Source organism: Pseudactinotalea sp. (assembly GCF_048594945.1).
Classification (GTDB): Bacteria; Actinomycetota; Actinomycetes; order Actinomycetales; family Beutenbergiaceae; genus Pseudactinotalea.
On record NZ_JBMDXJ010000248.1, the window covers coordinates 1 to 13223 of the forward strand.

The 13223-nt window shown below is 71.3% G+C and carries 17 protein-coding genes; 11 read left to right on the forward strand and 6 right to left on the reverse strand.

Translation table 11 applies throughout. The annotated features are described in order from the left end of the window. Nucleotides 1-136 precede the first annotated feature (136 nt). Nucleotides 137-370, forward strand: a complete 234-nt coding sequence (locus ACOJSN_RS10670; RefSeq protein WP_420112479.1) for a glutaredoxin family protein — start codon at nt 137-139, stop codon at nt 368-370. A gap of 64 nt (nt 371-434) precedes the next feature. On the opposite strand, the gene ACOJSN_RS10675 is transcribed toward ACOJSN_RS10670, so the two are convergent. Further along, the gene (locus ACOJSN_RS10675) at nt 435-968 is read right to left on the reverse strand and encodes a YceI family protein (RefSeq protein WP_420112480.1); all 534 of its coding nucleotides are present in this window, start codon (nt 966-968) and stop codon (nt 435-437) included. A 79-nt stretch (nt 969-1047) separates the two neighbouring features. Here ACOJSN_RS10675 and ACOJSN_RS10680 point away from each other — a divergent pair, with 79 nt between their 5' ends. From ACOJSN_RS10680 to ccsB, 6 genes are all read left to right on the forward strand, one after another. Continuing rightward, nucleotides 1048-1509, forward strand: a complete 462-nt coding sequence (locus tag ACOJSN_RS10680; protein WP_420112481.1) for a MarR family winged helix-turn-helix transcriptional regulator — start codon at nt 1048-1050, stop codon at nt 1507-1509. 84 nt (nt 1510-1593) lie between these two features. Continuing rightward, nucleotides 1594-2226: a histidine phosphatase family protein gene (locus ACOJSN_RS10685; RefSeq protein WP_420112482.1), complete on the forward strand. Its 633-nt coding sequence runs from the start codon at nt 1594-1596 to the stop codon at nt 2224-2226. Beyond that, nucleotides 2223-2813, forward strand: a complete 591-nt coding sequence (locus tag ACOJSN_RS10690; protein WP_420112483.1) for a TlpA family protein disulfide reductase — start codon at nt 2223-2225, stop codon at nt 2811-2813. Before ACOJSN_RS10685 ends, ACOJSN_RS10690 begins: the two co-directional genes overlap by 4 nt. 5 nt (nt 2814-2818) lie before the next feature. Continuing rightward, nucleotides 2819-3583, forward strand: coding sequence for a cytochrome c biogenesis CcdA family protein (locus ACOJSN_RS10695; RefSeq protein ID WP_420112494.1), 765 nt, complete (start codon nt 2819-2821; stop codon nt 3581-3583). Beyond that, complete coding sequence (gene resB / locus ACOJSN_RS10700; protein ID WP_420112484.1) at nt 3583-5211, forward strand: cytochrome c biogenesis protein ResB; 1629 nt, start codon at nt 3583-3585, stop codon at nt 5209-5211. Before ACOJSN_RS10695 ends, resB begins: the two co-directional genes overlap by 1 nt. Further along, nucleotides 5204-6148: a c-type cytochrome biogenesis protein CcsB gene (ccsB, locus tag ACOJSN_RS10705; RefSeq protein ID WP_420112485.1), complete on the forward strand. Its 945-nt coding sequence runs from the start codon at nt 5204-5206 to the stop codon at nt 6146-6148. Before resB ends, ccsB begins: the two co-directional genes overlap by 8 nt. Before the next feature lie 11 nt (nt 6149-6159). Here the strand turns inward: ccsB and ACOJSN_RS10710 are convergent, their stop codons facing one another. Continuing rightward, a complete protein-coding gene (locus ACOJSN_RS10710) occupies nt 6160-6519 on the reverse strand; it encodes a PLD nuclease N-terminal domain-containing protein (RefSeq protein ID WP_420112486.1) in 360 nt (119 codons plus the stop codon). 176 nt (nt 6520-6695) lie between these two features. On the opposite strand from ACOJSN_RS10710, the gene ACOJSN_RS10715 reads away from it, so the two are divergent. Further along, complete coding sequence (locus ACOJSN_RS10715) at nt 6696-6995, forward strand: DUF4229 domain-containing protein (RefSeq protein ID WP_420112487.1); 300 nt, start codon at nt 6696-6698, stop codon at nt 6993-6995. Here the strand turns inward: ACOJSN_RS10715 and ACOJSN_RS10720 are convergent. After that, complete coding sequence (locus ACOJSN_RS10720; protein WP_420112495.1) at nt 6951-7811, reverse strand: 1,4-dihydroxy-2-naphthoate polyprenyltransferase; 861 nt, start codon at nt 7809-7811, stop codon at nt 6951-6953. The two genes, ACOJSN_RS10715 and ACOJSN_RS10720, sit on opposite strands and share 45 nt — an antisense overlap. Nucleotides 7812-7964: 153 nt before the next feature. Continuing rightward, nucleotides 7965-9095 carry an AMP-binding protein gene (locus ACOJSN_RS10725; RefSeq protein WP_420112488.1) on the reverse strand — a complete coding sequence of 377 codons (1131 nt, stop codon included), beginning with the start codon at nt 9093-9095 and terminating at the stop codon, nt 7965-7967. Nucleotides 9096-9313: 218 nt separating this feature from the next. Here ACOJSN_RS10725 and ACOJSN_RS10730 point away from each other — a divergent pair, with 218 nt between their 5' ends. From ACOJSN_RS10730 to ACOJSN_RS10740, 3 genes are all read left to right on the forward strand, one after another. Continuing rightward, nucleotides 9314-10360: a DUF3048 domain-containing protein gene (locus ACOJSN_RS10730; RefSeq protein ID WP_420112489.1), complete on the forward strand. Its 1047-nt coding sequence runs from the start codon at nt 9314-9316 to the stop codon at nt 10358-10360. A gap of 51 nt (nt 10361-10411) precedes the next feature. Beyond that, nucleotides 10412-11191, forward strand: coding sequence for an LLM class F420-dependent oxidoreductase (locus tag ACOJSN_RS10735; RefSeq protein ID WP_420112490.1), 780 nt, complete (start codon nt 10412-10414; stop codon nt 11189-11191). A 132-nt stretch (nt 11192-11323) separates the two neighbouring features. Further along, nucleotides 11324-11572 carry a hypothetical protein gene (locus ACOJSN_RS10740; protein WP_420112491.1) on the forward strand — a complete coding sequence of 83 codons (249 nt, stop codon included), beginning with the start codon at nt 11324-11326 and terminating at the stop codon, nt 11570-11572. Here the strand turns inward: ACOJSN_RS10740 and ACOJSN_RS10745 are convergent. Both ACOJSN_RS10745 and ACOJSN_RS10750 read right to left on the reverse strand, forming a co-directional pair. Beyond that, complete coding sequence (locus ACOJSN_RS10745) at nt 11562-12161, reverse strand: TetR/AcrR family transcriptional regulator (RefSeq protein WP_420112492.1); 600 nt, start codon at nt 12159-12161, stop codon at nt 11562-11564. The genes ACOJSN_RS10740 and ACOJSN_RS10745 overlap by 11 nt on opposite strands. 7 nt (nt 12162-12168) lie before the next feature. Then, nucleotides 12169-13223 (reverse strand): PH domain-containing protein (locus ACOJSN_RS10750; protein WP_420112493.1); only part of this gene is annotated, 1055 nt, incomplete at its 5' end.

Genomic DNA, 13223 nt, shown 5'->3' on the forward strand with positions numbered 1-13223 from the left:
CCGTCAGGGCGGTGACTGCGGTCCCACCGAGTCCGGTCAGGTGGGACCGGAGTCACCGCTGGCTGTGGGGAGGGGCGGTCGCGCACGTGTGGGAGGTCCGCCGGGGTGGCGTCGCCGCCTGGCGTAAGGTCGGGGGATGGCTCGAGTTCAGCTCCTCGGCCGGCGGGGGTGCCACCTGTGCGACGCCGCACGGCGGGTGGTCCGGTCGGTGTGCGATCCGGGCGGCGTGGCGTGGGAGGAGATCGACATCGATGACGACCCCACCCTGCAGGCGCGCTACGGCGAGCTGGTCCCGGTGGTCCTGGTCGACAACGTCCAGGTCGGCTACTGGCGCATCGACCCCGCGAAGGTCCGTGCCGCGTTGGCGTGAACCTGCCTGCGGACAGCAGCGCGGCAGCCCCCGGCCGGGGACTGCCGCGCGCGGTGAGTGGTGGTCAGACCTGCTTGACGGCCGCGACCTCGATCGCGATCTTGACGTTGTCGCCGACCAGGAGGCCGCCGCCCTCGAGGGCCACGTTCCAGGTGAGGTCGTAGTCCTTGCGGGAGATCTCGGTGGTGGCCGAGAAGCCGACGCGCTCCGCGCCGTCCGGGCCGGTGCCGGCTCCGTTGAACTCGACGTCGAGCGCGACCGGCTTGGTGACGCCGTTGATCGTCAGGTCGCCGTTGATGACGAACTCCTCGCCCTCACCCTCGACCGAGGTCGAGTCGAAGGTCCAGGTGGGCTTGCTCGCAGCGTCCCAGAAGTCGGGGGAGGTCAGGTGGCCGTCGCGCTGCTCGTTGCCGGTGCTGACCGAGGCGGCGTCGATCGTCACGTTGACGCTCGAGCTGGCGAACGGCTCGGCGACCGTGACGGCACCGGTGACGCCGTTGAAGCGGCCGCGGACCTTGGCGATGCCGGTGTGGCGCACCGTGAAGCCGAGCTCGGAGTGGACCGGGTCGATGTCGTAGGTGCCGGTGGGGATGCTCATGAGGTTTGCTCCTGTGGAAGTCGTCGTGCGGTGTGCAACTAGTACAACATTCAACTAGACTCCGTGTCAAGGAGGAAACATGACCGAATGGCTCGACCTCGAGCAGCAACGCCAGTGGCGCTCCCTGCTGACCGGTACGAGCGCGCTGTTCGCGGCGCTCAACCACGACTTGGAGTCGCAGACCGATCTGGGCCTGAACGAGTACGAGGTGCTCGTGCGGCTGTCCGAGAGCCCCGAGCGGACGTTGCGGATGTCGGTGCTCGCCGAGGGGCTGGTGCACTCGCGCTCGCGCATCACCCATACGGTCGCGCGCATGGAGCGCCGCGGCCTGGTGCGGCGGCAGCCCTCCACCTGCGACGGACGAGGCGTCGACTGTGCGATGACCGATGCGGGCTACGCCGCTCTGGTCGCTGCCGCGCGGGTGCACGTGGATTCGGTCCGCACCCGGCTCGTGGACATCGTCACGCCCGCCGAGCTCGCCGCCATCGGCGAGGGGTTCGAGCGGGTCGCGGCCGCGATCGCCGAGGACCCGCCGGACTGAGCAGTCCTCCCCGGTGCCTCGGACAGCCGCCGACGGCGGTGGGCGTGGTCGGGGATGTCCAGGAACCTTTGCGAGACTACGACCATGTCGGCAACCCGCGTCCACCTCGTGCGTCACGGCGAGGTCAACAACCCCCAGGGCATTCTCTACGGCCGGTTGCCGGGGTACGGCCTGACCGAGCGTGGTGCGCGGATGGCGCACCGGATCGCCGAGCACTTCTCGGCCGCGGGCGTCACCCACCTGGTCGCGTCGCCGCTGCAGCGCGCGCAGGAGACCGTGGCGCCGCTCGCGGCCACGCTCGACCTGCCGGTGCACACCGATGAGCGTGTGATCGAGGCCGACAGCGTGTTCGAGGGCCTCGACCTCGGCCCGAACCCTGCCCAGCTCGCCCACCCGCGCTACTGGCGCTACCTGATCAACCCGTTCACGCCGTCGTGGGGTGAGCCCAACCGCGCGATCGTCACCCGGATGCGGGACGCGATCCGGGACGCCCGCGCGGCGGCGGAGGGGCACGAGGCGGTCATCGTCTCCCACCAGAACCCGATCTGGACCACGCGGCTCGCGCTCGAGGGGCGCAGCTTCGTGCACGACCCGCGCCGCCGCCAGTGCACGCTCGCCTCGGTCACCTCGCTGACCTTCGACGGCGGCACGCTGGTGGGCCTGGACTACTCCGAGCCGGCAGGCGACCTGCTGGTCGGAGCCGAGGCGATCACATGACCGCGTCGCGACGAACCGTCCTGCTCGGCGCTCTCGGGCTGCTCGGCGCCGGCGCGCTCACCGCCTGCAGCGACGACGAGGCGCCCACGGACTCCGACGGCGTCGACACCAGCTACGTCTCCGGCGACGGCACCGCCACCGAATGGGCGCCCGACCGACGCACGGCCCCGGTCGAGCTGGCTGGAGCCACCATGGCGGGGGACGACGTGGACCTGGCTGACTGGCGAGGCGAGGTCGTGGTGCTCAACTTCTGGTACGCCACGTGCCCGCCGTGCCGCAAGGAGGCGCCGGACCTGGCGTCGCTGTCGACCGAGCTCGAGCCGGAGGGCGTGCAGTTCCTCGGCGTCAACCACACCGACGAGCCCGACACCGCGCTGGCGTTCGAGCGCACCTTCGAGCTGCCGTACCCCACGCTGCATGACTCCGATGCCTCCGGCGTGGCCGCACTGCAGGGGGTCGTGCCGCTGCAGGCGATGCCGAGCACCGTGGTCCTGGACGCGCAGGGACGGGTCGCTGCTCGGATCATCGGGCTCGCCGAGCGCAGCACGCTGAAGGCGATGATCGACACGGTGCTGGCGGAGTCGTGACCGAATTGGGCGAGTGGTTCGCGAACACCGCGCTCTCGGGCCCGATGCTCGCAGCGATCGCGGTGGCGCTGGCGGCGGGTTTCGTCTCGTTCGCCTCACCCTGCGTGCTCCCGCTCGTGCCCGGCTACCTCGGCTACATCGGCGGCATGGTCGGATCCGACTCCGCGGCGAAGGGCTCGACGGCGGAGCGGGCCGGGCGGGGTCGGCTCACCGTGGGCGTGGCCGGGTTCGTGCTCGGGTTCGCACTGGTGTTCGTGCTCGTCTCGGCCGTGTTCTCGGTCGGGGTGGCGCTCGTGCAGTGGCAGGACGTGCTCATTCGCGTGCTCGGTGTGGTGGTCGCGGTGCTGGGCCTGGCCTTCATGGGGTTCCTGCCGTTCCTGCAGCGTGAGCGGCGGCTGCACGTCCAGCCGAAGGCAGGCCTGTGGGGCGCGCCGGTGCTGGGCTTCGCGTTCGGGCTCGGATGGACGCCGTGCATCGGGCCGACGCTGTCGGTCGTGCTCGCCCTGGGCGCGTCGCAGAACGACGTCGGTCGGGCGGTGCTGCTCAGCCTCGCCTACAGCCTGGGGCTCGGCCTGCCGTTCCTGCTGGTGGCGCTCGGGCTGCGTTCCTCCACCCGGATGCTCGGCTTCCTCCGGCGGCACAGGCTCGCGATCATGCGGATCGGCGGCGGTCTGCTGCTGCTGGTCGGGCTCGCGATGGTGACTGGCCTGTGGGGCCGGCTGATGAGCATGCTGCAGGGCCTGGTCCTCGGTACCCAGACGGTGATCTGATGGCGCGGTACGTCCCCGAAGGCCTGAAGAACGAGGCCGCCGAGTCATCTGAGCCTGGGCGTTCCGGCGGACCCCGGCTCGGTGTGCGCGGCTGGCTGCGCTGGGGTTGGCGGCAGCTGACCAGCATGCGGGTGGCGCTGATGTTGCTGCTCCTGCTCGCGGTGGTGGCGCTGCCGGGCTCGTTCTTCCCGCAGCGCCCGCAGAGCCCCGAGGCGGTCGCCCAGTACCTGGAGTCGAACCCGGACATCGGCCCGTTCCTCGACGCGATCGGGATGTTCGACGTCTACGGGTCGCCGTGGTTCTCGGCGGTCTACCTGCTGCTGTTCATCTCGTTGATCGGCTGCATCGTGCCGCGCACGTTCGCACACGTGCAGGCCATGCGTGCCGGGCCCACGCGGGTGCCCCGCAACTTCACCCGGTTCCCGGTCAGCGAGCAGCTCCGGACGCGACGGACCCCGGAGCAGGTGACCAACGCCGTCGAGAGTGTGATCGGCCGCGGTTACAAGCGGCGCACGACCACCCGTGACGACGGGGTGATCGAGATCTCCGCCGAGCGCGGCTACGGCCGCGAGACCGGCAACCTGGTGTTCCACCTCGCACTCGTGGGGCTGCTGATCGTGACCGCGTGGGGGCAGCTGGTGCAGTACCGGGGGCAGGCGGTGGTGGTCGAGGGCGAGAACATGGTCAACTCCGCGGTCGACTACGACACGTTCACCTCCGGCGCCTGGTTCTACACCGCGAGCCAGGAGCCGTTCCGGATCCGGCTGGACGAGTTCCACTCGAGCTTCACCGATGCCGCCCGGCCGGACGAGTTCATCGCCGACGTCACGCTCACGCGAGGTGACGGTGAGGTCTCGACCGAGCAGATCTGGCCCAACGGCCCGCTGGCCGTGGGCAGCGCCAACGTCTACCTCACCGGCAACGGGTACGCGCCGGTGATCACGGTGACCGACGCGAGCGGGGACATCGCGTTCTCCGGTCCGGTGCTGTTCCTGCCGCAGGACACCGCGTACACCTCGACCGGCGTGATCCAGGTGCCCGACGCCAACCGCGGCGACCCTCAGCTCGGGTTCTCCGGCCAGCTGTTCCCCACGGCCCTGCGGGCTGAGGACGGCACCGTGCTCGGCTCCACGTTCCCGCTGCCGAACGATCCGGTGCTGATCCTCAACGTCTGGACCGGCGACCTCGGCCTCGACGCGGGACTGCCGCAGAACCTGTTCGTGCTCGACACCGACGGCCTCGAGCAGGCGATGGACACCACCGCCGATGGTGCCGAGTTCCCGCTCGAGCTGGAGCTCGAGCCAGGGCAGACGGTCGACCTGCCGGATGGTCAGGGCACCGTCACGTTCCACGATCTACGCCGGTTCGTGGCGCTCGACGTGCGCTGGGATCCCTCGGTGCCGTGGATGGGGGTGTTCGCGGCGCTGGCGTTCGCCGGCCTGGCCGCATCGCTGTTCCTGCCGCGGCGGCGGATCTGGCTCCGCATCGAACCCGGTGCGAGCGGTACCGTGGTGCACGCTGCGGCGCTGGCGCGAGGAGACGACCCCGGCCTGCAGCGAGAGCTCGACCGCGTCACCAGCGCGGTCCGGAAGAAGCGCAAGAAGGCGGAGACCACGCAGGATGACTGACTACAGCACCGCCCTCGTGCTCGGAGCCGTGGTGTGCTACCTCATCGCGATGCTGAGCTTCGCCGTCGACATCTCGGCGCTCGGCGGCCACGCACCGCAGCGAAAGGTGCGCCGCGCGGCCAACATCGGGCTCGCGCTGAGCTGGCTCGGCGTGGGGTTGCACCTGGTCGGGCTCGTGACGCGGGGGCTCGCCGCCGGCCGGGTGCCGTGGGCGAACATGTACGAGTTCAGCCTGACGTTCGCGCTCGTGGCGATGCTCGGATTCCTCGTGATCAACCGCAAGCGGGACATCCGGTATCTCGGCGTGTTCGTGAGCTTCCTCGCGGTGGCCGTGCTGTTCGTGGCGTTCTGGCACCTGTTCGTCGAGGCCGATGGCGTTCAGCCGATCCTCGACTCCTACTGGTTGGTGGTCCACGTCTCGGTGGCTGCCGGTTCCACGGGCGTGTTCTCGATCGCGGCCGCAGCCTCGGCCCTGCAACTGATCCAGCACCGCCAGAGCCGGCGCACGGCGGCCACGAAGCAGCCCGCCCGAGTGGCTGCGGGATCGGGTGGCGACGTCGTGGAGGACGCGGCCGTTCCGCCGCAGCCGACCACCTTCGTGGGCAGGGTGATGGCCCACGTCCCGGATGTCGAGTCGCTCGAGCGGTTTGCGTACCGGCTGAACGCAGTGGCGTTCGTCGGCTGGACCCTGACGTTGGTGGCCGGCGCGATCTGGGCCGAGGCCGCGTGGGGCCGCCCCTGGGGCTGGGACCCCAAGGAGACCTGGACGCTCGTGATCTGGCTGATCTACGCCGCGTACCTGCACGTGCGTGCCACGGTCGGCTGGACGATCAACCGGTTCGCGTGGTTCGGCCTCGTCGGGTTCGTGGCGCTGCTGGCCAACTTCTACGTGGTGAACATCTTCTTCCCCGGGAACCACTCCTACAGCGGACTCTGAGCCCGCCGCCCTCACCGGGGCTCGTTCGGGCCCGACTCGTCCTCGACGGCGTCACTCGCGTCGTCGGTGTGATCGCCCGACGGCGTGGTGCCGGGCTGGGTGTTCTCTCGCCGCGTGCGCCGCTCGAGCTCGCGCAGGAACTCGGGGTCGTCGTCCGGTGCCACCGGGCGGCTCTGCCGCACCTCGGGTCCGGGCGTGCCCAGGCGCGAGACCACCAACCAGATGATGGTGCCGACCAACGGCAGCAGGACCATCAGCGCCACCCACACCCACAGCGGGATGTTGCGGCGCGTGCGTGCGTCCGACTGCGCGCAGTCCACGATCCCGTAGACCATGGCCGCGAGAATCAGCAGAGCGAGCACCTGACGCATGGTCCGAGCCTACGTCGTCCTGCGCCTCAAAGCGTCCCGCACCTCTCCTTCCCGCACCTCCCCTGGCGCCGAGACCGAGGGTGAGCGCCGAGACCGAGGGGTGCACCCCTCGGTCTCGGCGCTGAGCGTCGGTCTCGGCGGGGCGGGAGGGTGTGAGCGGGAACTACGCTGGTGGGGTGTCGTTGCTCGTCTACACCCTGCTCCGCATGCTGCTCGTGGTGGCGGCGGGCGGATTGCTGTATCTGGCGGGGCTGCGCGGGCTGCTGCTGGTGGCCGTCGCGGTGCTCGTGGGTGCGCTGCTGTCGTTCCTGCTGCTCAAGCCGCACCGCGACCGCGCGGTGGCGACCCTGCAGGAGTTCGCCGAGCGGGATCCGGCACCGAGCGCGCCGGACACCGACTCGCTCGCCGAGGACGACGCCCTGGACTCGCACTCAGCCGAGCCAGAGCGCGAGCCCGAGCGCGACGCCGAACGCTAGCTCGAGCATCCCGGTCTGCTTGAGCACCGTGATCAGGTCGGGTCCGGTCGCGCCACGGAGTACCCGACCGCTCAGCAACCCCACCGGCGCGGCGAGCACGGCCAGACCGGCTGCGGCGGCGCCGGCGTCACCGGCGAGGCCGCTCGCGATCGCCAGCAGCAGCGCCAGCATGAGCATCGCCACGTAACCGATCCGCGCGCGCCGGTCGCCGAGCCGGACCGCGAGGGTGCGTTTGCCGGCATCGACGTCGGTGGCGATGTCGCGGATGTTGTTCGCCATCAGCAGTGCGCACGCGAGCAGACCGATCGAGCAGCCGGCGAGCACGGATGCCGTGGTCACCTGTAGCGCCTGCGTGAAGGTGGTCCCGATCGTGGCGACCAGCCCGAAGAACACGAACACCGCCACCTCGCCGAGGCCGCGGTAGCCGTACGGGTTCGTGCCGCCGGTGTAGAACCACGCCGCGGCCACGCAGAGCGCTCCCACGGCCAGCAACCACCAGGTGCCCGCCCACACGCACAGCGCCAGACCGAGCACGGCTGCCACCCCGAAGAAGCCGAATGCGGCCCGCTTGACCGCACCAGGGGACACAGCGCCGGAGGCGGTGAGCCGCTGCGGCCCCACGCGATGGTCGTCGGTGCCACGCACGCCGTCGGAGTAGTCATTGGCGAAGTTGACGCCGACCTGCAGCGCCAGCGCGACACCGGCTGCGAGCAGCGCCCGGCCCACGTGCGCGCCGCCGATCGCCGCCGCCGCGCCCGTGCCTGCCAGCACCGGTGCCACCGCGGCCGGCAAGGTCCGTACCCGCGCCCCGGTCATCCACTCGCGCAACCCCGGACGAGCGGGTGACGGCGGTCCGGTCGGATCAGGCACCGCACGAGGCTACCGTCCGGCGCCCGCCACCGATGCAGCAGCGGTGAGTCAGGTCCCACGGCTCCGTCAGGGCGGTGACTGCGGTCCCACCGAGTCCGGTCAGGTGGGACCGGAGTCACCGCCCTTGCGGATGTGTGGGACCTGAGTCACCGCTGGGGGGGGGAGGAGGGTGGCGGTGGCGAGCGAGAGGGCGGCGCGGCGGTCGGGCTTGCCCGGACCGCGGGTGGGCAGGTCGGCGACCGCCACCACCGCGCGGGGCGCGGTAGGGCCGTGCCCGACGGCGTCCCGCACCTCAGCCACGGAGACCTCCCTGGTCACGACCGCCGTGAGCACCGCCCCCCACTCCGGATCCGGTACACCGACCACGATGGCCTCGCCCACGACCGGTTCGAGCAGGCGCTCGACGTGCGCCGGGTGCACCTTCACGCCGCCGGTGACGATCACGTCGTCGACGCGGCCGTGCACGTGCAGGCGGCCGTCGATCAGCTCGCCGGCATCGGCGGTGACGAACCAGCGCCGACCGTCCTCGTGCTCGAAGGGCTGGGGGCCGCTGTCGAGGTAGCCGTGGGCGAGCATCGGGCCGCTGAGCAGCACCCGACCTTCCCGGATCCGCACCTGTGCGGCCGGAAGCGGCACGCCGTCGTACACGCACCCGCCACTGGTCTCGGTCATGCCGTACGTGGTGACCACCGGTACGCCCGCGTCGCGGGCGCGCGCCAGGTCCACCACGCCGGTGGCGGCGCCACCGAGCAGCACCGCCGAGCAGCGCGTCAACGCGTCGAGCGCGTGCCCGCCCGCGGCAAGGGCGCGGTGCAGCTGGGTGGGCACGAGCGAGAGATAGAGCGGGGCGTCGGCCGGCGCCCCGAGCAGCACGTCCGCGAGCAGGTGCGGGTCGAACGGACCCGGAGGCACGAGCACGGGATCGAGCCCGGCACGCACCGACCGCACGAGCACCTGCACCCCCGCCACGTGCGTGGGCGGCAGCGCGAGCACCCAGCGACCCGGTCCGGCGAGCCGTTCGTGGGTGGCGTCCGCGCTCGCCAGCAGCGCCCGCGCGGTGAGCGCGACCGGCCGCCCCACACCCGTGCTCGAGCCGGACGTCCGCAGCACCAACGCGACATCGTCGGGGACCGCGACCGATGGCGACGCACCGAGCACGACCGGTGCTGCGCCGTCGAGCGCTGCCTTCAAGGACGCGCGAAGCGCGACCGGGTTTGCGGTGGCCGACACGCGGTCACGTTAGCAACGACAGCGGGCATGAAAGAGGCCCGGCAGCGTAGGGGATGCACCGCCGGGCCACCCGGCTCAGCCGGGATTCGCCAGCTCGTCGGACTCGCAGGGGGGACTGTCGAAAATGAACGACTTTCATGCTGGCGAACAGCACGTGACGCTAGCAACGGCTCATTGCCGGGTCAAGCATGGACGCCCTCACCTCTACGATGGCCCGCGTGAGCGTGACGAGGATGCGGGTAGCGGCTGCCGCCGTCGCAGCGGTGGCGTTGCTGGCCGGGTGCGCGGCCTCGGGCAGCGGCAAAGTGATGATCCTCCAGGTCACCGAACGGGAGACGGTCGAGGCCGATAAAGGCGAGGTCCCTGAGCCCGACATGCCACTCGTGTGGCCGCTCACCGGTGTGCCGACCTCGGAGGTCGCCGACCGGCCCGCGATGAGCGTCAAGATCGAGAACTCCGCCGCCGCCCGCCCGCAGACCGGGCTCGGCGAGGCCGACGTGGTCTGGGAGGAGATGGTCGAGGGCGGGATCACCCGGTTCAACGCGGTCTACCACTCGCAGATCCCCTCCGAGCTCGGGCCGATCCGGTCGCTGCGGCCGATGGACGCCGCGATCTCCGGGCCGTTCGGCGGGCTGTTCGTGTTCTCCGGCGGGCAGGCGCGGTTCGTCAACCAGGTCGCCTCGACGGGGCTCACCATGCTCTCGCACGACGGCGGCGACGCCGGCTTCTACCGCACCAGCGACCGGGTGGCACCGCACAACGTCTACGGCGACCCCGAGACGTTCCTCGCGGCGGGCGAGGGGCAGGACCCCCCGCCGACCCAGTTCGAGTTCGCGCTCGACGCCGAGGGCGCGACCGCGCTCGACGGCGAAGCCACCAGCAGCATCGCGATCGCGTTCCCGTCCTCGAGCCCCGGCTGGAGCTGGGACGGAGACGCGTGGGAGCGCACCGAGGGCGGCCAGCCCGCGATGACCGCCGACAGCGGCCAGATCACGTCGGTCAACGTGGTGGTGCTGCGGGTCCAGGTGCGCAACAGCGGCGCCGTGGACCCCGGCGGCAACCCGGTGCCGGAGACGATCCTCACCGGGTCGGGCGAGGCGACCGTGTTCAGCGGTGGGCACCGGATCGACGCCACCTGGAGCAAGTCCGAGGTCGGATCGGTGCTTGTGCTGAGCACGGCGGACGACGAGCCCGTGCACCTCGCGCCCGGCAACGTGTGGGTCGAGCTGGTGCCGGTCTCGGGCGGGTCCGTCTCGGCATCCTGACGGCGAAGGTCGCGTGAGGTGCGTCCCGCTCGCCGAGCATAGGCTCTCATCATGACCGCATCCGAGCGCCGTGTGCGTATCGCCGTCCAGATCCAGCCCGAGCACGCCCCCGACTACGGCCTCATCCGTGACGCGCTGCTGCGTGCGGAGGACGCCGGTGTGGACATCGCCTTCAACTGGGACCACTTCTACCCCTTGAACGGTGACCTCGACGGCGAGCACTTCGAGTGCTGGACCATGCTCGGCGCGTGGGCGGAGCAGACCGAGCGGATCGAGATCGGGGCGCTGGTGACCGGTGGCGGCTACCGCAACCCCGACCTGCTCGCCGATATGGCCCGCACGGTCGATCACCTCAGCGGTGGCCGGCTGATCCTCGGCATCGGCGGCGGCTGGAACGAGAAGGACTACGACAACTTCGGCTACGAGTTCGGCACCCCCGGCTCGCGGCTGAAGCTGCTGGGGGAGTACCTGCCCCGGATCGAGCACCGGCTCGCGGTCGGCAACCCTGCCCCACGTCGCGACATCCCGGTGCTCATCGGCGGTGGCGGCGAGAAGAAGACGCTGCGGCTCGTGGCGCAGCACGCGGACATCTGGCACGCGTTCGGCGACCTGGAGACCGTCACGCGCAAGTCCGCGATCCTCGCCGAGCACTGTGCCGCGGTGGGAACGGATCCGGCCGCGATCGAGCGCTCCTCCGCCTGGCCGGGCGCCGAGTCCGCCCAGGGGTACGTGGACGCCGGGGTGACGCTGTTCACGGTCGGCACCAACGGCCCGGACTACGACGTCAGCACGCTGCGCGAGGCGCTCGCGTGGCGCGACGCCCAGGGGTGAGCCGACCGACCGGGCCGAGCTCCGCCGTCATCCCCTGGGTGGACGGAGCCGGCCCGGCTCATCCTGCGGGCTGGCCACAGGTTCGGGCTGCCGCCTGATGTCCTGAGAGCGGCGCGAGAGCAGTGTTGAGGCATGACATCGATCACCGCGCACACCGCAATCCGCCCCCGCCGTGTCGCTCCGGCCCGCCCCACCGAGGTGCCGGTCGAGGACGACCACCAGCCCACCAACGACGTGCCCGGACCGGACGAGCGCTCGCTCGCCCGTACCACCGCCGCCGTGGTCACCTCGCTCGTGTTCCTCATCGGCACGATGGTGCTGCTCGCGTTCGGCATGGGCACCGTGTCGAACGCGGTCGCCGAGTGGTTCCTCAGCCGCTGAGGCTGCGGAAGACCATCGTCACGATCTCCGGCAGCACGTGGGACAGGTCGGCGTCCAGGTCGCGCTGCAGTGCCGTCGACGGGACGTCGAGGAGTGCCTCGACCATGGCGACGGCGACCTCGAGAGGGATACTGCGGAACGCGCCCTGCTCCATGCCCTCGCGAAGGATTCCACGAAGCAGCGCGGAGTCGTCCTCGGTGCCGGCGAGATAGAGCGGGACGCCGTCGGCGTTGCGGTGCGACACCACGATCTCGATACCGGCCGTGACCGCGGCGCGGTGACCGTCGACGTGCTCGAGGTAAGCGATCACGTAGGCCCGCAGCCGCTCCTGAGGATCGGTGAGGGGAGCGACGGCGTCGACGAGCGCGCGGTCCATCGCCTCGAAGACGTGCTCGATCACGTGCATCAGCAAGGCGTCCTTGGTCGCGAAGTAGTACACGATCGCGCTCTTGGCCACCCCGGCGCGCCGTGCGATCTCCGCGAGCGACGCCCGCGGGTAGCCGACCTCGTTGACGGTGCTGATCGCCGCTTCCAGGATCTGCGCCCGACGTGCTCGCTCGGTGAACGTCACGGGCGCTGCGGTCGACATAGACGCATCATCGTCCTTCCGCCGCGGTGGTGACGAACTCGTCAAGGAGCCCGGGGGCCGCCGCATCGGCGAGCGCGAGGGAGTCGGCAGCGGCGACGTCGGGTGCCTCGTAGGCGCTCCAACCGGCCGCGGTCATGGCGGCCACGGTGCTGAGGCCGAGCCGCCGCTGCAGGATCGACTGGCGCACGGCGATCGTGCTGACTGCGTCGCGGCGCAGCGCGCTGGTGCTGCGGCTGACGACTCCGGCGCGCACCACCAGGTAGTCACCGGCGATGGCGTGGCCGAGCGCCCGGTAGGCGACGACGGCGAGCAGCAGCGCGAGCACCCACAGGGCGAGGACGATCCACAGCGGCCAGGGCGGCACGATGCCGGAGGCGACGGGAACCGCCAGTGCCGCAGCCGGGACCGCGGCGACCAGGGTGGCCCACCACAGCCGGCGGCGCAGCGCGGCGCGTGGGTGTCGGGTGAGTGGGGCATCGAGCGGGCAGGGGTCTCCGAGCACGCGCGTGGCGACATCGCGGGCGACCCGGATCGGTCCGCGCGGCAGGATCGCCGTGGGCTCCTCGAGGTCCCAGACGCTGAGACCGGTGGTGATGACGTTCGTGTCCGCCATGCCCATCCAGCGCCACGGCAGCGGTTCGGAGATCGTCAGGCCGCGCATCCGCTTCACGTCGCGGCTGACCTCGCGGGTGCTGAACAGGCCGCGGCGGGTCCGCAGGTAGCTACGGCCGCCCGACCGCACGCGGGAGAGCTCGAAGCGCCAGTATCCGGCGAGGAAGTTCACGCCCATGCCGACGGCGCCGATCAGTCCGGTCACAACGAGCGCGACCACCGTGGTGCCGAACCAGCCGAGCGCGGACCAGTCGACGGCGTCTCGCACGAAGGCGGCGAGGTCGACCCCGAACATCGAGACGAACCAGAACAGCCCCCACAGCAGCCCGGCCGCCGTCAGGTAGGCCCAGATGCTGAACAGGTTGAAGACCACCCACCAGGGCCGGAAGGTCGCCAGCACCTCGGGCTCCGGCTCGCTCGGTACGGCCTCGTCGCGATCGGCTTCGGCGG

What these genes read in the sequence shown, in the direction of transcription:
- ACOJSN_RS10670 (WP_420112479.1), top strand. Translation starts at nt 137, where the DNA reads ATGGCTCGAGTTCAGCTCCTCGGCCGGCGGGGGTGCCACCTGTGCGAC.
- ACOJSN_RS10675 (WP_420112480.1), bottom strand. Translation starts at nt 968, where the DNA reads ATGAGCATCCCCACCGGCACCTACGACATCGACCCGGTCCACTCCGAG.
- ACOJSN_RS10680 (WP_420112481.1), top strand. Translation starts at nt 1,048, where the DNA reads ATGACCGAATGGCTCGACCTCGAGCAGCAACGCCAGTGGCGCTCCCTG.
- ACOJSN_RS10685 (WP_420112482.1), top strand. Translation starts at nt 1,594, where the DNA reads ATGTCGGCAACCCGCGTCCACCTCGTGCGTCACGGCGAGGTCAACAAC.
- ACOJSN_RS10690 (WP_420112483.1), top strand. Translation starts at nt 2,223, where the DNA reads ATGACCGCGTCGCGACGAACCGTCCTGCTCGGCGCTCTCGGGCTGCTC.
- resB (WP_420112484.1), top strand. Translation starts at nt 3,583, where the DNA reads ATGGCGCGGTACGTCCCCGAAGGCCTGAAGAACGAGGCCGCCGAGTCA.
- ccsB (WP_420112485.1), top strand. Translation starts at nt 5,204, where the DNA reads ATGACTGACTACAGCACCGCCCTCGTGCTCGGAGCCGTGGTGTGCTAC.
- ACOJSN_RS10710 (WP_420112486.1), bottom strand. Translation starts at nt 6,519, where the DNA reads ATGCGTCAGGTGCTCGCTCTGCTGATTCTCGCGGCCATGGTCTACGGG.
- ACOJSN_RS10720 (WP_420112495.1), bottom strand. Translation starts at nt 7,811, where the DNA reads ATGACCGGGGCGCGGGTACGGACCTTGCCGGCCGCGGTGGCACCGGTG.
- ACOJSN_RS10735 (WP_420112490.1), top strand. Translation starts at nt 10,412, where the DNA reads ATGACCGCATCCGAGCGCCGTGTGCGTATCGCCGTCCAGATCCAGCCC.
- ACOJSN_RS10740 (WP_420112491.1), top strand. Translation starts at nt 11,324, where the DNA reads ATGACATCGATCACCGCGCACACCGCAATCCGCCCCCGCCGTGTCGCT.
- ACOJSN_RS10745 (WP_420112492.1), bottom strand. Translation starts at nt 12,161, where the DNA reads ATGTCGACCGCAGCGCCCGTGACGTTCACCGAGCGAGCACGTCGGGCG.